18 protein-coding genes and 1 pseudogene are annotated in these 20,451 nt (G+C 59.9%); 12 read left to right on the top strand and 7 right to left on the bottom strand.

The features are described 5' to 3' along the window. Positions 1–30: 30 nt before the first annotated feature. From AC2YI2_RS32995 to AC2YI2_RS32975, 5 genes are all read right to left on the bottom strand, one after another. Entirely contained in the window at positions 31–1,521 is a 1,491-nt protein-coding gene (locus tag AC2YI2_RS32995; RefSeq protein ID WP_487390768.1) for an aldehyde dehydrogenase family protein, read from the bottom strand. A gap of 67 nt (positions 1,522–1,588) precedes the next feature. Further along, positions 1,589–2,386 carry an ABC transporter permease gene (locus AC2YI2_RS32990; RefSeq protein WP_487390767.1) on the bottom strand — a complete coding sequence of 266 codons (798 nt, stop codon included), beginning with the start codon at positions 2,384–2,386 and terminating at the stop codon, positions 1,589–1,591. Further along, the gene (locus tag AC2YI2_RS32985; RefSeq protein WP_487390766.1) at positions 2,383–3,234 is read right to left on the bottom strand and encodes an ABC transporter permease; all 852 of its coding nucleotides are present in this window, start codon (positions 3,232–3,234) and stop codon (positions 2,383–2,385) included. Before AC2YI2_RS32985 ends, AC2YI2_RS32990 begins: the two co-directional genes overlap by 4 nt. 4 nt (positions 3,235–3,238) lie before the next feature. Further along, entirely contained in the window at positions 3,239–4,279 is a 1,041-nt protein-coding gene (locus AC2YI2_RS32980; RefSeq protein ID WP_487390765.1) for an ABC transporter ATP-binding protein, read from the bottom strand. A gap of 69 nt (positions 4,280–4,348) precedes the next feature. Then, complete coding sequence (locus tag AC2YI2_RS32975) at positions 4,349–5,455, bottom strand: ABC transporter substrate-binding protein (protein WP_487390764.1); 1,107 nt, start codon at positions 5,453–5,455, stop codon at positions 4,349–4,351. Between the two features lie 155 nt (positions 5,456–5,610). On the opposite strand from AC2YI2_RS32975, the gene speB reads away from it, so the two are divergent. From speB to AC2YI2_RS32930, 9 genes are all read left to right on the top strand, one after another. Then, positions 5,611–6,657, top strand: a complete 1,047-nt coding sequence (gene speB, locus AC2YI2_RS32970; protein ID WP_487390763.1) for an agmatinase — start codon at positions 5,611–5,613, stop codon at positions 6,655–6,657. Positions 6,658–6,752: 95 nt separating this feature from the next. Next, complete coding sequence (locus AC2YI2_RS32965; RefSeq protein ID WP_487390762.1) at positions 6,753–7,676, top strand: LysR family transcriptional regulator; 924 nt, start codon at positions 6,753–6,755, stop codon at positions 7,674–7,676. A gap of 191 nt (positions 7,677–7,867) precedes the next feature. After that, a complete protein-coding gene (locus tag AC2YI2_RS32960) occupies positions 7,868–8,815 on the top strand; it encodes a LysR family transcriptional regulator (protein WP_487390761.1) in 948 nt (315 codons plus the stop codon). Positions 8,816–8,997: 182 nt separating this feature from the next. Further along, on the top strand, positions 8,998–10,101 hold the full coding sequence (locus tag AC2YI2_RS32955) for a polyamine ABC transporter substrate-binding protein (RefSeq protein ID WP_487390760.1): 1,104 nt from the start codon (positions 8,998–9,000) through the stop codon (positions 10,099–10,101). A 26-nt stretch (positions 10,102–10,127) separates the two neighbouring features. Then, positions 10,128–11,198, top strand: a complete 1,071-nt coding sequence (locus AC2YI2_RS32950; RefSeq protein WP_487390759.1) for an ABC transporter ATP-binding protein — start codon at positions 10,128–10,130, stop codon at positions 11,196–11,198. After that, positions 11,195–12,094, top strand: a complete 900-nt coding sequence (locus AC2YI2_RS32945) for an ABC transporter permease (protein ID WP_487390758.1) — start codon at positions 11,195–11,197, stop codon at positions 12,092–12,094. Before AC2YI2_RS32950 ends, AC2YI2_RS32945 begins: the two co-directional genes overlap by 4 nt. Before the next feature lie 2 nt (positions 12,095–12,096). After that, a complete protein-coding gene (locus AC2YI2_RS32940) occupies positions 12,097–12,894 on the top strand; it encodes an ABC transporter permease (protein ID WP_487390757.1) in 798 nt (265 codons plus the stop codon). 101 nt (positions 12,895–12,995) lie between these two features. Then, positions 12,996–15,404 (top strand): aspartate aminotransferase family protein, encoded by a 2,409-nt coding sequence (locus AC2YI2_RS32935; RefSeq protein ID WP_487390790.1) that lies wholly within the window; start codon positions 12,996–12,998, stop codon positions 15,402–15,404. Between the two features lie 57 nt (positions 15,405–15,461). Then, positions 15,462–16,433, top strand: a complete 972-nt coding sequence (locus tag AC2YI2_RS32930) for an acetylxylan esterase (protein WP_487390756.1) — start codon at positions 15,462–15,464, stop codon at positions 16,431–16,433. A 290-nt stretch (positions 16,434–16,723) separates the two neighbouring features. On the opposite strand, the gene AC2YI2_RS32925 is transcribed toward AC2YI2_RS32930, so the two are convergent. Next, entirely contained in the window at positions 16,724–17,008 is a 285-nt protein-coding gene (locus AC2YI2_RS32925) for an ABC transporter permease (protein WP_487390755.1), read from the bottom strand. Positions 17,009–17,070: 62 nt separating this feature from the next. Here AC2YI2_RS32925 and AC2YI2_RS32920 point away from each other — a divergent pair. Further along, positions 17,071–17,349, top strand: a pseudogene (locus tag AC2YI2_RS32920) (IS6 family transposase); the annotation flags it as partial. 824 nt (positions 17,350–18,173) lie between these two features. Then, on the top strand, positions 18,174–18,728 hold the full coding sequence (locus AC2YI2_RS32915) for an EAL domain-containing protein (RefSeq protein ID WP_487390754.1): 555 nt from the start codon (positions 18,174–18,176) through the stop codon (positions 18,726–18,728). On the opposite strand, the gene AC2YI2_RS32910 is transcribed toward AC2YI2_RS32915, so the two are convergent. Then, positions 18,624–19,247, bottom strand: coding sequence for a CGNR zinc finger domain-containing protein (locus tag AC2YI2_RS32910; RefSeq protein WP_487390753.1), 624 nt, complete (start codon positions 19,245–19,247; stop codon positions 18,624–18,626). The two genes, AC2YI2_RS32915 and AC2YI2_RS32910, sit on opposite strands and share 105 nt — an antisense overlap. Before the next feature lie 81 nt (positions 19,248–19,328). On the opposite strand from AC2YI2_RS32910, the gene AC2YI2_RS32905 reads away from it, so the two are divergent. Beyond that, complete coding sequence (locus tag AC2YI2_RS32905; protein WP_487390752.1) at positions 19,329–20,276, top strand: DMT family transporter; 948 nt, start codon at positions 19,329–19,331, stop codon at positions 20,274–20,276. The last annotated feature ends 175 nt before the right edge of the window (positions 20,277–20,451 follow it).

Genomic DNA, 20,451 nt, shown 5'->3' with positions numbered 1-20,451 from the left:
ATCGGCGCCGTCCTGATCGCCAACGGGCGCTCAAGCCGCCCGGGTGATGTGTTTGACGCCGCGATAGGCCGCTAGCCCCCATGGGCCGAGCTCACGGCCGATGCCGCTCGCCTTGAAGCCACCCCAGGCGGTGTTGGGGAAGATCATCTGGGACGTGTTTATCCAGACATGGCCGGCGTCGAGGCGGCTTGCCACTGCCGCCGCAGCATCGCCGTCGGTTCCGACGACGGTCGCGGCCAGTCCGAAGTCGTTGTCGTTGGCCAGCGTGACGGCCTCCTCGGCGCTGGTGAAACTGCGAATGGCGAGGACGGGCCCGAAAATCTCTTCTCGCCACATAGGATGATCGGTGGGTACGTTGCGGTAGATGGAGGGTTTGATGAAGAAGCCGTCCCGGCCAGGGATGGCTTGGCCGCCCGCGATGCAGTCCAGCGCGTCGGATCGCGCCTTCTCCAGAATGGCCTTGACCTTGGTAAATTGTTCACGGGTTGTCAGCGGTCCAATTTGTGCACCCGGATCTTCGTAACCCGCCACCAGGAGATGGTTGGTTTTGTCGACAAGCTCTGCGGTGAAGTCCTCAGCGATCCCTTGGGCTACCAGAAGCCTTGAGGTTGCCGAGCACATCTGTCCGCAATTGAAGAAGATGCCGGCAGCCGCGATCTCCACCGCCTGGGCAATGTCTGCATCTTCGAGAATGATGATCGGGGACTTTCCGCCGAGCTCCAGCGACACCGGAACGATGCGGCTGGCAGCCGCGGCCATGACCCGACTGCCCGTCGCATTCGATCCTGTGAACGAAATCTTGCGGATGCGCCGGTCGGCGCAAAGCGCCGCGCCGATCTCTCCGCCGCCGGGGACGATGTTCAGCACCCCTGCGGGGAGGCCGATCTGTCCGGCGAGATCGCCGTAGACCAGCTCGGCAAGCGTCGTGAATTCGGAGGGCTTGAGCACCGCAGTGCACCCTGCCGCGAGCGCCGGCGCCAGCTTCCAGGCAGTCGTCACCAGTGGGAAATTCCAGGCGACGATCAGACCGACCGGTCCGAGCGGCTCGAAATGGGTAGCGCCCGCCAGCGTGTCATCGCCAAGTTCCACCGACCGGCCCTGCTCAGCGTCCAGTTCTTTGGCAACACCTGCATAATAGTCGAATGTCGCCGCAGCATCGTGGACATCGATTTCGGCCTCGTATCGTGGTTTCCCGTTGTTGAGCATCTGCAGGGCGACCAGGTCCGCCTTCCGATCCCTGAGCTCCGTCGCGATGGCCGACAGAAAGCGGGCCCGCTCACCGCCGCTCGTCCGTCGCCAGTCGGCAAAGGCCCTTTCCGCCGCTTCCGTCGCCTCGGCCACCTGGTCGGGAGAGGCCGGAAGGAAACTTGAAAAGGCTTTGCCGGTGGAGGGGTCAATGGCTGTCATCGGCGCAGCAGCGCGGCCGATCTGCCAGCGGCCATCGATGAACACGGCCTTGGGCCGATCCAGCAGCTCGGCCGGCACGTACAGGTGCTGCGGGCGGGAAAATGTTGGGGTCACGGCTCCAGTCTCCATTTCAAAGTCTAATGTGATGTGCGTCGCGCAATGGTCTGCCGCTGTGCCGCCGTCACCTCCGATGGGCGCCTAGCAATTTCGGGAGGTCTCCAAAGCGGGCGACAAGCGAGAAGATGACGACGGTCAGGACGACGAAAAAGATCGAGGCAGAAGCCATAATGGGCGTGTAGCCGTAGCGGAGTGAGTTGAAGATCCGCATCGGCAGCGTCTCCAGAACGGCACCGACCGTCATGTAGGCGATCAGATATTCGTTCAGGGAGACGACAAAGGCGAAGGCAAACCCGGAGATCAGGTAGGGTCGGACCAAGGGGAGGACGATGGTGCGCAGAATTGCGCGGTTGTCGGCACCCATGGTCGCGGCTGCTTCCGGCAGGCTTGGTTCGAGGGTGCTGAAACCGAGCGTCAGGGAAACCAGCGGCAGGGACACGAGAAAGATGCCGTGACTGACGATGACGGTAAAATACTGCCCGTAGAAGCCAGTTTGCGTCCAGAAGGACAGGAAGCCAAGCGCGGTGATCACCGGCGGCAGGAGAAAAGGAGCGAAGCCGATCGTGATGACGACTTTTACCCAGCTTTGCCGGTAGCGCCAGTTGAACCAGGCGATCGGAAAGGCGATCGCGACCGCGAAGGCCGCGGAAAACAGCGCGATGATCGCGCTGTTGAGTACGGCGCCCGACCAGTCGGCCGAACGGAAGAGATCTCCATACCAGCCGAGATTAAAGCCCTGCGGCGGAAAAGTCAGCGACTTTTTCTCATTGACGGAGACGCCGAGAACGATGAGCAGCGGCGCCGCCATGACAGCGCCGACCAGGCTGAAGGCAATGCGGCGAAGAGGGGCCTGGCTTATCATGCGCGCTCCTTGCGACCGAATTGCACGACGGTGATCACGATCAGGAACGTCACGATCACCAGGAACACCGCAAGCGCGGCGGCGAAGGGGATATTCGACTGCACAAGCGCCTGGTCGCTGATGGCGACCGACAAGGTCCAATGCTGGGGACGGCCCAGGATCTGGGGCATCAGATAAGTGCCCAGCGTGAAGACGAGCAGCATGAGAAAGGTCGTGACGATCGTGTTGCGCTGCATGGGCAGCGCGACGCCGAAGAAGCTTCGAAGTGGCGACATACCGAGCGTTCTTGCGGCTTCCTCGATATGTGGATCGACCCGCGACAGGATGGGATAGAGCACAAGAACGGCATAGGGGAAAGCGGTGTAGACGACGCCTGCCACGAGGGCGGCGAGGCCCGGCGTATAGGCTGCCGGCTTATCGATAAGCCCGACGAAGACGAGAAGATTGCTGATCCCGGCCGTGCGCGACAGAAGTGTCGACCAGGCAAAACCGATAATCGATTCCGACAGCGACAGGATGGAAAGCAGGAAGATCAGCCAGCAGATCTGCGTCGGTCGCGGCGCATTGACCAGCAGGTAGGAGAAGGGAAAGGCAATCACGATCGCGATGGCAGCGACACCGAAGGCCAAGCCGAAGGTTGCGACCAGCAACCCCACGAAGAACGGGCTGAGGAGACGTCGGTAGTTCGCAAGCGTGAACGCGGTCTCAGAGGCCCCAAAACCTGAATTCTCATTGAACGAGGTCAGGATCATCGTGCCGAAGGGCACGACGAAGAACGCGACCAGAAGCACCGCGGGGACGATGATCGGAAGAAATCCTGCAATTGCCCTGGGACTAGACGCGTTCATCCGATCACCTCAGGACGACGCAGGTCGCGCCGTTGACGCGAACGTGGACGGGTCGGCCCAGCGTCAGGCCGCTCTCCTGCCGAGAGGGGAGGGCCACGACAACGTCTCTTTCCATGCCCTCGACGGCAATGTTGATCTCGATGCCGGACCCCAGGTGGCGGGCAAAGGCAATCTGGCCGAAGAAGCTGCTGTCGCTGGCCTCATCGTGCAGTTCCAGATCCTCGGGCCGGACGGAGAAGGTGAAGGCACCCGAAGCCGGCGCATCATCGATGGTGACCGTGCCGCCGGGAACGCTGACGCGCCCGGGCGAGACGACATGGCCCTGGATCAAGTTTGCCGCACCGATGAAGTCCGCAACGAAGGCGTTGGCCGGGTTGCGGTAGATCTCAAGCGGCGGGGCGACTTGCTGGATTACGCCGCCGGACATCAGCACCACCAAGTCGGCGGTGGTCATCGCCTCCTTCTGGTCATGCGTGACCAGAAAGGTGGTGATGCCGAGTTCCTGCTGCAGGCGCTTCAGCTCGACCTGCATCGCCTCGCGCAGCTTGGCATCGAGCGCCGACATGGGCTCGTCGAGGAGGAACAGTTTCGGTTTGAGTGCCAGGGCGCGGGCGATCGCCACACGCTGGCGCTGGCCGCCCGAAAGCTGGGTGATCGACCGGTCGGCGACACCAGGCAGGTGGACGAGCGAGAGAAGCCTTTCCACCTCCGCTTTCTGCACGTCCTTCGACGCCCCGCGGATGCGCACGGCAAAGGCAATGTTCTCGCCGACGGAGAGATGCGGGAAGAGCGCAAGCGACTGGAACACCATGCCGAAGTCGCGCTTATGGGCGGGCTCGTTGGTAATGTCGCGCCCGTCGAGGAGGATCTGTCCCCGCGACGCATCCTCAAGTCCCGCGATGATCCGAAGCAGCGTGGATTTTCCGCAACCGGACGGCCCCAGAAGGCACAGGAATTTCCCGTTCTCCACATCGAGGGAAATATTGCTCAGGGCGGTGATGGGGCCATAGGCCTTGTTGATTTCGCGGATAGCCAGTCCGGACATGTCGTTCCTCCGGCAAGGCGCGCCAAACCGTCGCCTGCTTTATGGTTGCTTGCGGAAAGGCAGCGGACTTCAGCCCTGCTGCATCTCTGTCCAGACCTGATTGATGAATTCCGTCTTCAGTGCCTGCATTTCGTAATGCGGCCGGATTGGATCGATGTCGGAGGCGACGGAGTCGAATTCCTCGTCCGTCAGATCCATCGCCGACCGCTCGACCACCGGCGCGCTGCCGAGTTTGCGGGCGAGCTTTGCCTGGGTCGAAGGTTGCGACATGTAGTCCATGTAGACATAGGCGAGATCGAGCGAGGAGGCCGCAGCCTTCGTCACCGTCCAGGTGCCGTAGTCGTAGATGCCGCCTTCCTTCGGCATGGTGGAGCGGACGGGGAAGCCGTCCCGCACCGCCAATCTCGTGACGTCATGGAAATACTGGCCCATAGGGATTTCGCCTGATTTAAGCGCCTGCTCGAACTGCGCCTCGTCCCGATACCAGAGGCGCACATTCGGTTTGAGCTCGCTTACCTTGGCCGCCGCCTCGCGAATGCCATCGTCGGTGTCGAGGTGCTTGATGCCGCCGAAATAGCACGTCGCTGCCACCTCAAGCAGGTAGGAATTGCCGACATTGGCAAGCAGCCCCAGGCTATCCTTGTACTTGGGATACCAGATGTCCTTCCAGGACGTCGGGGCTTCCGGATAGACCTCGGTGTTCGAAACCAGCGTGACGTACCAGCCCGTGGCACCGACCGCGACGATCTCGCCCTTGCCATTCTCGCGCACCAGTTCCGGCTTGATGTATTTGATGTTGGGCATCTTCTTCGGGTCAAGCGGCGCCCAGAGCCCGGAATTTGCACCGCGGATGACGGGAACGCCCGCCATCATCGAGATGTCGACCGGCGACTTGCCGGCCTTGGCCGCCTGCTCGAGCTGGATCAGCCAGACCTCACCTGTCGGCTCGCCGACGCTCTCGATTTCGATGCCGGTGGCTGCGGTGAAGTCGGGAAAAATCTCGGCGTCGAACGTGTCCTTGAAGTAGCCGCCGTAAAGGCCCACACGCAGCTTCTTCTCCTGCGACCGGGCGATATTCGGAAACCCGGCGATGACGGGGGCCAGCCCGAGCCCTGAGAGACCCTTCAGGATGGTACGACGTCGGACAGTGGCGTTGGCAATGCTTTCAATGGACATGACGTTCCCCTGCTTTTCATATTGATTAGCGGAGATGGTTACCGATCACGCGGCGTAAATACATTAGAATATAGGCGCGATCACTTCGGGAAAACCCGAAGTACTTCGATGCCTCCTCCTATTAAGGTCGGTCGCGTTCATGGGAGATCTTCGAAATGGTAGACCAAGCGCATCTCGACGCACTTCGCGGCAAGTACGGCAACGCCTCCGGCGGTGACATTTTCGAACCACATTTTCGCGAGGTAGCCGAGTCGCAGTTCAGCGGCGGCGACAAGCGCAAATGGCCGTTTGCCGGCATTCCGACACTCCTTGACGCCCGCAATTTTCCGGAGGCTCAGGACAGTCCCGATTTCGGCGGACTGGATATAGCTCTGGTCGGCGTGCCCATGGATTTAGGCGTGACCAATCGCAACGGAACACGCTTTGGTCCGCGGGCCCTGCGCACCATCGAGCGGATAGGTCCCTATGACCATGTCCTGCGTACCTCTCCGATGAGCAGGGCCAAAGTCGCCGATATCGGCGATGTGCCATTGCTCAGCCGCTTCGATCTCGCCCAGTGCCATAAGGATATCGAGGCCTTCTACCGTCGCCTCGTTGCTGCGGGCGTGCGGCCTCTCAGTGTGGGTGGCGATCATTCCATCACGTCGTCGATCCTCAAGGCGCTCGGCGAAAGTGAGCCGGTGGGACTGATTCACATCGATGCCCATTGCGATACAGCAGGGCCTTACGAGGGAACCAAGTTCCAGCATGGAGGGCCTTTCAGGCTAGCAGTTCTGGATGGTGTCCTCGATCCGCGCCGGACGATCCAGATCGGTATCCGTGGTCCCGCCGAATATCTCTGGGAGTTCTCCTATGAGAGCGGCATGACGGTGGTCCACGCCGAAGAGGTGAGTCAAGCGAGCCTGCCCCGACTGATCGAAAGGGCACGCGAGATAGTCGGCAGCGGCCCCACCTATGTCTCATTCGATATCGACAGCGTGGATCCGGGCTTTGCGCCGGGCACCGGAACGCCTGAGGTGGGTGGCCTGCAGCCGCGTGAAGTGCTCCAGATCCTGCGCGGCCTGAACGGTCTCAACATCATCGGTGGGGACGTGGTCGAGGTCGCGCCGCTGTACGACTCGACGACCAACACAGCCCAGATAGCCGCCCAGGTCTTGCACACGATCCTCTGCCTCATGGTCAATAGCGGCCAGGGAGTATAGCGCGCGGACGCATTCGCAAGGTCAAATCATGTGAAGCCCGCATTCATTCCCCTGAGTGCCGGGCGCATCAGCAGCAGGCGGGAGTTTGCGATCCCATGCATTTGGTGCAATCTGTTGCCATGAAGATATCGGGCTCGGACCTTCACCTGCTACGGGTATTCGAAAGCGTTGTACGCAACGGCGGCATATCTGCCGCACAGATGGAGCTTTCGCTCAGCCAGCCCACGATCTCCAATCATCTCACCGCGCTTGAGCAACGCATTGGAGTCAAGCTGTGCGAACGCGGACGTCGCGGGTTTTCCCTGACGCAAGAGGGACGCCGCGTCTACGATATCAGTCTTGAGGTAACCGGAATGCTGGATGCGAGCTCGGCGCGTCTGTCCGGCCTTCGAAGCGCCCTGTCCGGAAGAGTCAGTGTCGGTGTCGTCGACTGTATGGCGACCGATCCGCGTCTGAAGCTCTCCGAGGCGATTGCGGAGATTTCTCGGGCTTCGCCCGAAATCGAGTTGCATCTGAAGATCATGCGGCCAAACGATATAACGAAGGCAGTCGCTGAAAGTGAAGTCGACATCGGGATCGGCGGTTCCGACATTAAGGTTGCAGGCATTGCGTGCCGCACCCTATACCGCGAAGAACATGCCGTTTTTTGCGGGGTCGCTCACCCCCTCTTCCGTGTCGCTCATGACGTCCTCACCAGTGGAGATTGCTATGCTTATCCCTGGGTTCACCGCGGTTATTGGAATGGCATCAGAGGTCAGCGTTTCGGCAATTCCGTTCTCCATCGCGTTGCCTTCGACATAGAGGCCGAAATACTCATGGTGCTGTCGGGCGCCTATCTCGGTGTCCTCCCGATCCATTATGCGAGCGTGTTCGAGCAGCAGGGCCGATTGCGCAGACTTCCCGTAACCGAAGAGGACTACTTCGCCGATATCCAACTCGCCACGCGAGCGGGAGAGCAGGCTGCCAATGTTGGTCATGTGGCCGAGGCGATCGCGAAAGCGCACGAATTGCATTTGTAAATCTCAATGTATCAGTTCTTCGATCGGTATTTTTCGTTGCTGCCGTAGAGCTACTCTGTGCCCGAGCGGATCGAGCACGAGCGAGACAGTCTTCTCGACACTTGGCTCCTTGGACCTTGGGACACGATCGCCGCCGCGACCAGTCTACAGCCCGACGGCGGTTGGGCAGCGGCGATAAATGGAGGCGGCAGATGCTGAGATGCGAAGGCAACACGCGTAATCTGATTTCGGTCGACAATGCCGACATCCGCCTTATTCGCATCTTCATCGGGGTCGTGGAGGCCGGGGGTCTGTCTGCGGCCCAGGCCGAACTGAACCTCTCCCTTTCCACAATATCGGGCAAGATATCTGCGCTCGAGGGGAGGTTGGGCGTGACGCTCTGCAAGCGGGGGCGGCGCGGCTTCGAACTCACCGACAGCGGACGTCTGATTTTCGAGGAATGCCAGAGGCTTTTCGGCTCCCTTGACCAGTTCAGCCGCAAGGTTTCAGGGCTGCGATCCAACCTCAGCGGCAATCTTGCCGTCGGACTTGTCGACAATACCATCACGGACGTGCAGTCGCCTCTGGTGGGGACGTTCGAGAAATTCGCAGAACTCGCGCCGGCGCTCCACTTGACCATCGAGACCAAGTCGCCGGGCGATCTGCTGCGCGATGCCGTGTCCCGAAAGCTCGATCTCGTCGTTGGAAGTTTCCCGCGCATGGCGCTGGGGCTCGCCTATATCGATCTTTACGAAGAGGCGCAGAACTTCTACTGCGGCGCGGGTCACCCTCTGTTCTCAGTGCCGGACGAAAACATCGGCATCGAGGAGGCGCGGACGCACCGGATCATCGGGCGCAACTATTGGGGCGCGCGCGACATCAAGATTTTTGCGATCAGCAATCCGCATGCGACCGTGTCGAGCATGGAGGCAGAGGCTTTCCTGATCCTGTCCGGCTCCTATCTCGGCTATCTGCCCGAGCACTATGCCGCGCAGTTCGTTCGCGCCGGGCGGATGCGCGTGATCCGGCCGAACCTGTTTTCCTACAAGGCCAAGTTTCAGGTCGCCACGCTTGAGGACTGGAAAAGCCGGCCGATTGTGAGGACCTTTGTCGATGTCCTAAAGAGCGCGACGAACAAGGCGATGATACGGGCCGCGTAGGTCGATCCGATGGAATAGGCGAGGTCGTCCTTTCTTGTTTAATCGCGGACAAAGTTGAAGAAGCCCGGTCCCTCACTTCGCGAAATCACAAACAAAGATCCGCGATCAATACTCTAAAAGAACAGTCATCGATCGTCAGTCCATCCTGGACCGTCTGAATATATTTCGTGGGGGAAAGTGCTGTGAAAAGATCGCTGGGTAACATTTTCAGCAATTTCGTGGCGGCAGGTTCGCTGCTGTTTTTGTCGGCCGCCAGTGCCCATGCGCAGCAGCTATTCATTTACAATTTCTCCGACTACTTCGCACCGAATACGATCAGAAACTTCGCGGAAAAAACCCGCATCGATGCCCGGGTCGACTTCTTCGATTCCCTCGAAATACTTGAGACGCGCCTCCTGGCTGGCGGCAGCGGGTTCGATGTGGTGTTTCCAAGCGCGACCGTTGGAGAGCGCCTCATTGCCTCCGGTGCCTTGCAACCGATCGACAAGAGCAAACTCAAGAACTACGGCAACCTCAATACTGAGCTTCTCAAGCTGCTCGGTGAGCATGACGCCGGCAATGCCCATCTCGTCCCCTATATGTGGCTGACGACGGGGATCGCCTATAATCGCGCTATGATCGAGCAGAGGCTCGCCGACGCGCCCGTCGATAGCCTCGCCATGGTGTTCGATCCGAAGGTTGCCGCCAAGTTCGCGGACTGCGGGATCGGCATCGTGGATGCGCCGAATGAAATTATCCCGATCGCGCTGAAATATCTCGGCCTCGACCCCTATTCGGCCAAGGAAGAAGATTTGCAGAAGGCCCAGGATCTGCTGATGGCGTTGCGGCCGAACATAAGGCATATGCAGAGCGGCAAGCTGATTGCCGACATGGCTTCCGGCCAACTCTGCCTGGCAATCATGTGGAGCGGCGACACGGGAATCGCGGCCGCGCGCGCCAAGGAAGCGAATACCGGTCAGGATGTCCGCTATTCCCTCCCCAAGGAAGGAACGCTCGTCTCGTTCGACACGCTGGCCATTCCCGCCGACGCGGCCAATGTGGAGCAGGCACACCAGTTTATCGATTACATCCTTGATCCCAAGGTGATCGCCGATATCAGCAACGCCGTCTTTCTCGCCAATGCGAATGCCAAGGCGACGCCGCTCGTGGACGTCTCGATCACGACCGACCCTAACATCTACCCTTCCGACGAAGTCGGGGCGAAGCTCTTCAGCGACCGCTCCCTGCCGCCCCGTCAAACCAGGGAGCGAACGCGCATCTGGACCACTTTCCGCGCCGGCAACTGAGTATGAGATCGTTGAGGGTGGCGGACATGCAGCGGTCTTATTTGGCGGTAGACAGACTGAGCAAGTCGTATGGGGGCTTCATTGCCGTCAACGACGTGTCGCTTGATATCGGCAAGGGCGAATTCTTCTCGCTTCTGGGGCCCTCAGGCTGCGGTAAATCCACGCTGCTGCGCATGATCGCCGGTTTCGAGAACCCGACGTCGGGGCGCGTGCTGCTCGACCAATCCGATGTCACTATGCTGCCAGCGGAAAAACGCCCGACAAACATGATGTTTCAGTCCTATGCCCTCTTTCCGCATCTCAGCGTGGCGAAGAACATTGCATTCGGTTTGGTTCAGGAGCGCCTGCCCAGATCCGAGATCGACAGTCGGCTGGCCGAAGTCGCCGCGAAACTGCAGTTGAAGCCCCTCTTGGACAGGAAGCCATCGCAGCTTTCGGGCGGTCAGAGGCAACGCGTGGCCTTGGCGCGGGCTCTGGTCAAGCGCCCGAAAGTGCTTCTGCTGGACGAGCCCATGGGGGCGCTCGACAAGAATCTCAGAAGCGAAACCCAGGATGAACTCGTGCGGTTGCAGAAGGAACTGGGCCTCACCTTCGTCATCGTGACGCATGACCAGCATGAGGCAATGACCGTGTCCTCGCGCATCGCTATCATGCAATCGGGCCGCGTGCTTCAGGTCGGCTCGCCAGAGACGATGTATGAAACCCCTGTCTCTCGTTATGTGGCGAAGTTTCTGGGCGAGGCCAATATCTTCGACGTGGCGAGCGCCCGGGCAGAGGCCGGCCAGGCGAAGCTCATATTGGCGGGCTTTAATGGTCAGTTCGGGGCCCGGCTGCCGACGGGCGTTTCACCGGACGGTCCGCTCTGGCTCTCGGTGCGGCCGGAACGGGTCGAACTCTTCCGCGGCGGCGAGGGTATTCCCGGTGTGATCGAGGACATCACTTATATCGGCGTGCAGCGGCGCTACCGTGTGCGGCTTGCGACGAACGCGACGCTCGACGCGCTTAAAGTCAATGTCGGCAGCGGCGATGATTTCGCCGTCGGGGACGCCGTTGCCGCACGATGGGCGGATGAAGCCGCTCACCTTCTCGGGGAGTGAACCGAATGATCGCGTCCTACAGTTTTCGCCTGGGGCAAAGGATGCTTGTCCTCCCGCCCTTTCTCTGGCTCGGGATAATGTTCCTCCTGCCGACCCTTCTGGTGCTCGCGATCGCGCTATCGTCCACACGAGTCGGCATGCCTCCCTATGAGCCGCTGTTTACCTGGGAAGGTGCCCAGCTTTCCATCAGGCTCAATTTCGAAAACCTGGAATTCGTGCTCCGCGACGGGCTTTATGCACGCGCCTACCTGAACAGCTTGAAGGTCGCGCTGATATCCACGATCGCCACGCTTCTCATCGCCTACCCGCTGGCCTACGGCATCTCCCGCTGTCACTCCCCCTGGCGTTCGATCCTGGTCTTCCTGGTGATCGTGCCCTTCTGGAGTTCCCTGCTGATCCGCGTCTACGCTTGGATGGCCATTCTCAGCAACGACGGCCTGCTCAATGTCGTACTGCAGGGCGTTGGCGTGATCGATCATCCGCTGCAGATCATGAACACGCAGGCGGCGATCTATATCGGCATCGTTTATACCTATCTGCCCTTCATGGTTCTGCCGATCTATTCCAACCTCGCAGGTGCCGATCGCATCCTCCTCGAGGCTGCGCGCGACCTTGGATGCAGCCGCTTTGGCGCATTCTGGCGTGTCACCTTTCCGTTGAGCCTGTCGGGTGTGACGGCGGGATGTGCACTGGTCTTCATCCCCGTTGTGGGTGAGTTCGTGGTCCCGGACCTTCTCGGTGGCGCCGATACGCAAATGATCGGAAGGACGATCTGGATCGAATTCTTCAACAACCGGGACTGGCCAGTTGCCGCAGCGGTTACGGTGCTGTTGGTGCTGCTTCTCGTCATCCCGATCACGCTGCTGCAATCGCGGCTTTCCAAGGTGAGTGTCTGAGGATGACAGTCTCAACCGGACCGAGCTGGTTTAATCGCCTGTCGATCGTCATCGTCATGGCTTTCCTGTATCTGCCGATCGTGATCCTCATGATCTTCAGCTTCAACAAATCGAAGCTGGTGACCGTGTGGGGCGGATTTTCGACCCAGTGGTACGCATCCGCGCTTTCAAACGCGGCACTGCTCGATGGGGCGCGGGTGAGTTTCACCGTGGCGGCGGTCTCGGCGACGGTCGCTACACTGCTGGGTCTGTTGGCGGCCCTCGTCATGGTGCGGATACGCCGGTTTCGTGGAAGACAGCTCTTCACGGGTCTGCTCGCCGCACCCATGGTCATGCCGGAGGTGGTGCTCGGGGTGTCGATGCTGCTGATGTTCGTGGCGCTCGGCATCGATCGCGGTCCTCTGACAATCACGCTTGCCCATGCGACATTCACCATGTGTTTTGCAGCGGTCGTTCTCCAGTCGCGGTTGACGGAGCTCGATCCATCGTTGGAGGAAGCGGCGAGGGATCTAGGCTGTCCGCCGGCGACGGCTTTTCTGAAGGTCGCCCTCCCGAACATCCTGCCGGCACTGACATCGGCATGGCTGCTTTCCTTCACTTTGTCGCTGGACGATCTCGTCATTTCGAGCTTCACGACGGGGCCGGGTGCGTCGACATTGCCGATGAAGATCTATTCTCAGATCAAGTTCGGGGTCACGCCTGAAATCAATGCAGTATCGACCATGATCCTCGGCATCGTCGCCTTCGGTCTTCTGGTCGTGGCCCTTACCACCAGACGCTCGGGAGGGGCCATGCCCTGATGCCAATGCTGCTCGTCGGGCCGAAAGGGGTGCTTCGCGAACTTTGCACGCTCCCCCCGGGGCGAATTGTTCCGTACAGATCACGAGGTAATTCGGTGACAATGCAATCACAGTCGAAACAGGACGCGACGGATGCCTTGCTTGCGAGCATCGCGGCGCCGGACCTCCCCCTCGCTCTCGTTGAGGCCGGGGTTGCGACCACATACGGCCTTACGGGCAGATGGCGCCGATTGGGCGGAGAGCGGGAACAGAACTTTCGCCTCGTCACCGGCGACGGACGGCAGTTCGTCGTCAAGGTGGCCTCGCTCGATGAGCCGACAGAGAGTCTTGAGTTCCAGATCGAGGCTCTCGACCATATCGCAGCGATCGATGCGAGCTTCCCGGTGCCGCGGGTCGTGCGGACCATGAAAGGCGAGCCCATGGGACGCATCGCCGATGTGAGCGGCCAGCTCCACATCCTAAGGGTCTTGACCTTCCTGCCTGGACAAACCCTTCTCGACCGGATCAAGATGTCCGGGCGCCCTCTGCAGGCCGCCGAACAGATGACGTTGGGCTCGATGAGCGGCCGCCTGGCGCGCGCGCTGCAGGGCTTTCAAGGCCGCGGGGCGCCGAAGAGCATGCCATGGGACCTGAAAAGCGCTCCCCCGGTGCTCGATCGGCTTCTGGTCAATATGCCCGAACGGATCAGGCCGATTGCACTGGCTCTGTTGCCCGATCTGGCTCAGGTAGTATCGGAGCACCTGCCGAAGCTGCGCGCGCAGGTCATCTACAACGACTTCCATGAGTCCAACATTCTCGCGGAAGTCGATCCCGTTTTCAGCGTCAAGGGTGTCATCGACTTCGGCGACATGGTTCACGGACCAATCGCGCAGGACCTGGCGGTCACGATCGCCTCGCTGATCCACTGGACTCCGGACCCGGTCTTCGCAGCAACCTGTCTTGCGCTGGGTTACCAGCGCTTCATGCCACTGGAGGACGCTGATCTTGCCGTTCTGCGCAGGCTCGTGCTCACCCGCCTGCTGCTTCAGGTGGGCATCGTGTCCCATCAGTCTTCAGTCAACGGCCTCGATACGCCGCTCGACGATCTGCAAGGCTGTTACATGGACGCGATCGAGTGCATCGCCCAGGTAACGGATGCAGCTTTTGTCGCCGGAATTTTGCCGTCAGTTGTTCCCGCGAGTGCGGCCGTTGCAGTTATTCCGCCTGTCCCCACGCCCTCTCTGCTGGAGTATCGCGAAGCCGTGCTGGGCAAAACTTATACATTCTACAACGAACCGCTCGAACTCGTACGCGGCCGCGGCTCCAAGGTCTACGACGCCTCGGGCAACGAATATCTCGACTGCTACAACAATGTTTCAAATCTCGGACACTGCCATCCCTATGTCGTCGCTGCCCTGACGCGGCAGGCGAGCACACTCAACACGAATTCGCGCTACCTGCACCGTGAAATAGTGAGGCTGGGCGAGCGGCTTTCCACAACGTTGCCGCCGCATCTCGACACCTGGATTTTCGTCTGCACGGGTTCCGAGGCAAACGACCTGGCCGTGCGGATGGCGCGAGGGGTAACAGGCAAGGAAGGCATCGTCGTTACCGAAAACAGCTATCATGGCAACACCTCGATAGGTGCGCCGCTGTCTTTGATCGACTACAACGCCAGCGATCGCCCCGCCTGGGTCGAAACGGTACCGCCGCCAAACCTTTACCGCGGTCTCTACAGGCAGGGGGACAATGACGCCGGTTCAAAATATGCCGGCCATGTCGATCAGGCAGCGCGCATGCTCGCCGACAACGGCAAGGGAATGGCGGGCCTGCTGATTGATTCCATTTTCGATGCGAACGGCGCTCTCGTCCCCCCGCCGGATTATCTGCCGCAGGCATACGCCAAGGTCAGGCGTCACGGCGCGTTGACGATCGCCGACGAGGTCCAGATGGGCTTCGCGCGCTCGGGAACCCACATGTGGGGCTTCCAGGCCTTCGACGTGGAGCCGGACATCGTCACCATGGGCAAGCCCATGGGCAACGGCCATCCGATTGCAGCACTCGTGACCCGTCGCGAAATTGCCGCGGCCCTGCAAACGAGGGGCGGCTACTTCAACACCTTCGGTGGCAACACGGTGTCGGCGGTCGTGGGCAATGCGTGCCTCGATGTGCTCTGGGGAGAAGACCTGCAGGGTAACGCGCACCGAAGCGGGGCGGCCCTGAAGGCGGGTCTCGATGATCTCATGAAGCGGCACGAGCTCGTCGGCCACATCCAGGGCCGTGGCCTTTTCCTCGGCGTCGAACTCGTGACAGATCGCATCTCGAGAGCGCCTGCAAAACTGGCCGCCCGCTGGGTTCGCGAGCGAATGAAGGCGCTCGGCGTTCTCGTCTCATCCACCGGACCGCTCGGCAATATCATCAAGATCAGGCCACCCCTTGTCTTCAGTGAAGCCGATGTCGCAAGGTGTCTTGAAGCTCTGGACAACGCTCTCTCGGAGGTGCCTGCCGACCTTCGCTTGACGAAGCTCTGACAAAGCGAACGGTCATCCCTGTCACCATTCACCTCAAATTCGCTGACGGAGGCGAACATGCCGATTGCCGATCTCGCACACCCCGAACTGGGCGCATATGAAAGCAAGGTCCTGATGCCTGACGACTTCATCACGTTTTGGGCGTCCACGATAGCTGAGGCGCGAAGTGCCGGCGGGGTTGTCGACCTGAGAAGAGCCGAGACATCGCTGAAGGTCGTCGAAACCTATGATGTGACCTTTCCCGGTTTCGGCGGCCATCCGATCAAGGGTTGGCTGATCATGCCGGCGCAGCGAGAAGGGAGCCTTCCACTCGTGATCCAGTATATCGGCTATGGCGGCGGCCGCGGCCTCCCACATGAGCAATTGCACTGGGCGGCCTCCGGCTATGCTTATTTCCGCATGGACACACGCGGCCAGGGCAGCGCATGGAGCGTCGGCGATACCGCAGATCCGGTCGGCTCCACCGCAGCCTTCCCCGGCTTTATGACGCGCGGGGTTCTCAACAGGAACGACTTTTATTACCGGCGGCTTCTGACCGACTGCGTACGCGCCGTTGATGCCATGATCGATCTGCCGTTCATCGACGCCGAACGTATTGCCGTCTGCGGCGACAGCCAGGGTGGCGGAATGTCGATCGCCGCCGCTGGCCTTGATCCGCGCATCAAGGCCGCCATGCCGGATGTGCCTTTTCTGTGCGACTTTCCGCGTGCGGTACAGGTGGCCTTCCGGGAACCCTACACCGAGATCGCTCAGTTCCTGGCTCAGCAACGTGACAAGAAGGCAAAGGTCTTCGAGACACTGACCTATTTCGACTGCGTCAATTTTGCCCGCCTGTCGAAAGCGCCGGCACTCTTCTCCGTCGCCATGATGGACGAAGTCTGTCCGCCCTCGACAGTATACGCTGCCTACAATGCCTATGCGGGTGACAAACGAATCGTGGAATACGACTTCAATAATCACGAAGGCGGTCAGGCTTACCAGGAGCGCCAGCAGATGGCCTGGCTCAGTGAGCTCTTTAACGTAAGGTGACGGTGTTCCGGGGTGATCGCCAGTTGAACGATGCGCCGTTGCAAACAGGACGCTCGCGATGCTTGAAAGATTGCTATGGTTTGACGCCCCGATGGGAGGCTTCCAGTGCGGCACTTATTCCAAGTCTGTGTCGTTGGGCAAGCGTCTCTCCCGTCGGTCCGTGGAATTGCGTGGCCGGCGGTTCTGAGCCCTTCAAGGCGAAGCAAGCGGTATGTAATGAACTCTAAGAGGCATCGCGCCGCTCACCACTAGCCGTTTTCAGAGATCGGTTGTGTTCGTCGATTCGCCTCTCAACGGGCACCCTTCCGACGCAGCAATTTCCTTTCTGCCTGATTCATCAGTGCATTCGTCAGATACCCAACGCTGCCCAAGATCAGGACGCCGGCAAACATATTGGCCGAAGCGTAGCTGCGTGACGAAACGATAAGCCACTGGCCGAGGCCGGTATTTCCGCTCAGCATCTCGCAGACAGTTGTAAGGATCAGCGCGACCGCGAGCGACATACGCATCGCCGCGAGGATATCGGGGACGGCGCTCGGCAGGCCGATCTTGAAAATAGTTGCCGTGCGGGACATGCCAAGGGCCCTGCGGGCGATGTCAACGTCTTGTGAGGAGCGGCTGCTATAGACGCACGTTCATGAACACTTCGCCAATCAGCTACAAGCGCCATCGCTTCCCACCCCAGATCATCGCCCACGCGGTCTGGCTCTACTTTCGGTTTCCGCTGAGCCTGCGCCTTGTCGAGGAACTGCTCCTAGAGCGCGGCATTGCCGTCTCCTATGAAACGATCCGCCGCTGGGGAAAGAAGTTCGGCCCGGATTATGCGCGTCGCCTTCGCCGCAAGAAGCCCAGCGGGGACGACGTGTGGCATCTGGACGAAGTCGTCATCACCATTGCCGGCAGGAAACGCTGGCTATGTGCATCGCTCATGTTCCTCGATCAATCCCGGTTTGCCGTCACCGGCGGCGGCATGTGTCCAGTATGGTGGATCGGATTGTCGTGGTCAGGATCGCCCTCGGTCGGCTTCTCGACCGCTGCGCCCTGGCCCAATCGAACCGGCGGAATCGTGTTCTTATCGGAACCCTCCTCGGAGGCTTGTCGGGCATTGGCTCCCGCTCCACATCAACGGCTGAAGGGCCCGTCTGATTGCCGCTGCCGAAGCCGGTATTTGTCGCGCGGACGTTTTTCTTGATCTCAGTCATCGTGATCTCCATTCTGATCACGTTCAACCTGTTGCGGGCAAAGAGGTCCCTTGAACCGAACGCTAGCCACAGGCCCGGAACATACCGCAAAATGGCTGGCGAACCGATCAATCGGCAGGGTCATGCTCGCCGCGAAGCCGATCACCTATTCATTGCGGGGTTGGTCGGCACGATGGATTGGAGGAGCGATCTTGGAACTTCTGAGGCCACGCGCCAACGATGGAGGGCTCCGAAATGTGCCCCCTCTACCGCCGGTCCTTACGCCAGTGCAGGAACGGCGCCAGCGCGCGTGCCACCAAGCCCGCTAAACCGGCCAAAAGCAGGAGACACCAGCTTGCGAAAATCTGTCGGCTGGAAAGTGGTCTGGAACATGGCTATCGAGACCAGCAGATGGAAAAGAACTGTGAGGGACATGCTAAGGCGATGCCAGTATCGGAACCCTACGCGAATTCGACTTCGACAGTATGAAGATTGACCGTTCGCTCGTCGTCGGGCTCGATCAGAACGATAACGGAGGCGCTGTTCTTCAGGCGACAGCTTGCTCGCGAACGCCCTCCCGTTGCCGGTTACGGCCGAGGGCATCGAAACCGAAGAGCATGCGACGGCGGTAAGGCTTTTCGGTTGTGACAAGCTGCAAGGATATCTCTTTAGCAAACCCGTAACGGCAGACAAGTTCGCCGCGAAATATTCGAACAACCGCTCGCCCACACTGGTTGAACGTCAGCCCACCCTTACCTGGGGTCGTCGTACAAGTGGTTCGTGGCGCGGCACCCATCAACGATCGGGTGATTACCAGAGCCTGTATGACAGCGTAGAGAGTGTAAATATTCAAAACGGAATGTCGACCTTCGTCCACTTGCTAGGCGTCGGCTTTAGCGTTGGTTGTGACAGGACCGAACGGCCTGCGTCGGCCCCAAACTGGCCATTGCGTTCGCTGCAGGCAAAAATCCAGCTGGTAGGTTTTTGTCGAAGAGCATGTCACCCCGGCTCAAGCAGCCGAGTCATCTCTTATATGTTTCCCTCGAAAGCGCTTTACACGTGCATGCGTGCCGCAGGTGGCCTCGGAACACCAAAGACGCCGTCCGCTCTTTGAAATGTCAAGAAACAACCAACCGCAATTGTCGCCTTTGCATTCTCGGACTGGGCGACGGTCATCACGACCGGTGATCAACTCGGCTGCAGCGACAGCGAACATGCCGGTGAGATCGGTCAGGTCTGTCAGCGGTAACAGCCACCGGAAGCCATCCCCAGTTTCGGTTAGCACCTGCCGGCCGCGAGCCCGTCTAGCTTTGTTACGAATTGTTTCGAATGCCGCAGCCGGATACGGCTGCTGAGCATCTTCGGCCAGGAAGATCGCGTAAATGGCCTCGCGTAGGCGCACCGCTTCCTTCGCCGCGGCCACGGCTCTCGCGGGTTGGGCTTTGGCAATTGCACTGAGTTCGCCCGCTTGTGCCTCATCAACGAGTGCGAGCCGCTGTGCCAAGGCGATAACATCATCATATGAGTGCAGGAGATCAGGACCCCACCGCCCCCGTCGGCTATCGACCGTGTTGGCCAAATCCAAGGCCGGATTTCCGCCGCTCAGCGGCATGTCGGATGTCGACGTTGCCATGTTACCTTCGGAACAAGTTGGATGTCGCTTGATTGTAACGGTAATAATTCGAATAGACCGTTACAAGACAGGATAGGACTCATGTCATCGGCGCGCAATCTAACAAAATTTCTCGTTCTATGTCTCGTCTGGGGACTGACCTGGATCGCCGTAAAGGTCGGTGTTAGCACGGTACCTCCGATGGTATATGCAGCGACGCGGTTTATGGCCGCCGGTGTCATTTTGCTTGGATTGAGTGCAGCCAGGGGCGGTATCGTCGTTCCGCAGGCTAGGGATATGGCTCCCCTGATCGTTGCCAGCCTGTTGATGATCACTCTTTGCTATGGGCCGCTGTTCTGGGGTATGAAGTTTGTCACGTCCGGCACGGCCGCCGTTCTAGAGATGTCCCTAACCCCGCTCGCGCTGCTGGCATTCGGAATTGCATTAGGGGAGGAGCGGTGGAGCACGGCTCGTGTCACTGCTATGGCGCTTGGTGTCGTTGGGCTGGTTGTCCTCTTCGCACCGGAGATCATGGCATCTAACATGAGTTCCGCGACAATGTTCGGTCTTGCCGCAGTAGCCTGGGCCGCGATTTCTTCGGCGTGGGGATCAGTTCTCGCGCGAACGCTGGTATCTAGTTACGGCAGCCAGTTTCTCTCCGGTTCCACGACATTGATCGGCGGCAGCGTCCTCTTGGCAGCATCGCTTATGATTGAGCCAAACGCCGCAGGGGCCTTGACGACGATGTGGAGTTGGCAGGCAATCGCCGGATGGCTCTTTCTCGTGATCTTCGGCTCCCTGGTCGGATACAGCATCTACATGCAGCTGCTTCGTGACATCGGCCCCGCTAGAGCTGGGAGTTTCGCCTTCGTGTCGCCGGCGATAGCCGTCGGCGTTGGTGCGTGGCTGGCGGATGAGACAGTCACCCTTCAGAGCGTATCTGGAATGGTGTTGATGCTTGCCGCCGCGTGCGGGTGTCTGTTCGCCGACCAGCTCACAAGCCTCTTCTCGCCCCCAAAGAAGGTTTGTGCCTCAATCGCACCTGGCTGAAGGTCGGGGCTATGAATCTCACTGTGTTCGCACTGCCCTGTTTATATAGGAACAAACGACTCCTACGTTCACTAGGGCCGCAACTGCAGCTCCCTCATAGGTTTGTGATCAATATGTATCCAGGCCCTGTCTCAGTGTCAGTCGTTGAGAAACTTCTAGATGACGTTGCTGAAGA

Source organism: Rhizobium sp. SRI_017 (assembly GCF_057586295.1).
This window is presented reverse-complemented; position numbering and strand designations above follow the sequence as displayed.

Bases quoted from the DNA above. Each gene is read 5' to 3' on its own strand.
- AC2YI2_RS32990 (WP_487390767.1), bottom strand. From the start codon at position 2,386: ATGATAAGCCAGGCCCCTCTTCGCCGCATTGCCTTCAGCCTGGTCGGC.
- AC2YI2_RS32985 (WP_487390766.1), bottom strand. From the start codon at position 3,234: ATGAACGCGTCTAGTCCCAGGGCAATTGCAGGATTTCTTCCGATCATC.
- AC2YI2_RS32980 (WP_487390765.1), bottom strand. From the start codon at position 4,279: ATGTCCGGACTGGCTATCCGCGAAATCAACAAGGCCTATGGCCCCATC.
- AC2YI2_RS32975 (WP_487390764.1), bottom strand. From the start codon at position 5,455: ATGTCCATTGAAAGCATTGCCAACGCCACTGTCCGACGTCGTACCATC.
- speB (WP_487390763.1), top strand. From the start codon at position 5,611: ATGGTAGACCAAGCGCATCTCGACGCACTTCGCGGCAAGTACGGCAAC.
- AC2YI2_RS32965 (WP_487390762.1), top strand. From the start codon at position 6,753: ATGCATTTGGTGCAATCTGTTGCCATGAAGATATCGGGCTCGGACCTT.
- AC2YI2_RS32960 (WP_487390761.1), top strand. From the start codon at position 7,868: ATGCTGAGATGCGAAGGCAACACGCGTAATCTGATTTCGGTCGACAAT.
- AC2YI2_RS32950 (WP_487390759.1), top strand. From the start codon at position 10,128: ATGCAGCGGTCTTATTTGGCGGTAGACAGACTGAGCAAGTCGTATGGG.
- AC2YI2_RS32940 (WP_487390757.1), top strand. From the start codon at position 12,097: ATGACAGTCTCAACCGGACCGAGCTGGTTTAATCGCCTGTCGATCGTC.
- AC2YI2_RS32935 (WP_487390790.1), top strand. From the start codon at position 12,996: ATGCAATCACAGTCGAAACAGGACGCGACGGATGCCTTGCTTGCGAGC.
- AC2YI2_RS32930 (WP_487390756.1), top strand. From the start codon at position 15,462: ATGCCGATTGCCGATCTCGCACACCCCGAACTGGGCGCATATGAAAGC.
- AC2YI2_RS32925 (WP_487390755.1), bottom strand. From the start codon at position 17,008: ATGTCCCGCACGGCAACTATTTTCAAGATCGGCCTGCCGAGCGCCGTC.
- AC2YI2_RS32910 (WP_487390753.1), bottom strand. From the start codon at position 19,247: ATGGCAACGTCGACATCCGACATGCCGCTGAGCGGCGGAAATCCGGCC.
- AC2YI2_RS32905 (WP_487390752.1), top strand. From the start codon at position 19,329: ATGTCATCGGCGCGCAATCTAACAAAATTTCTCGTTCTATGTCTCGTC.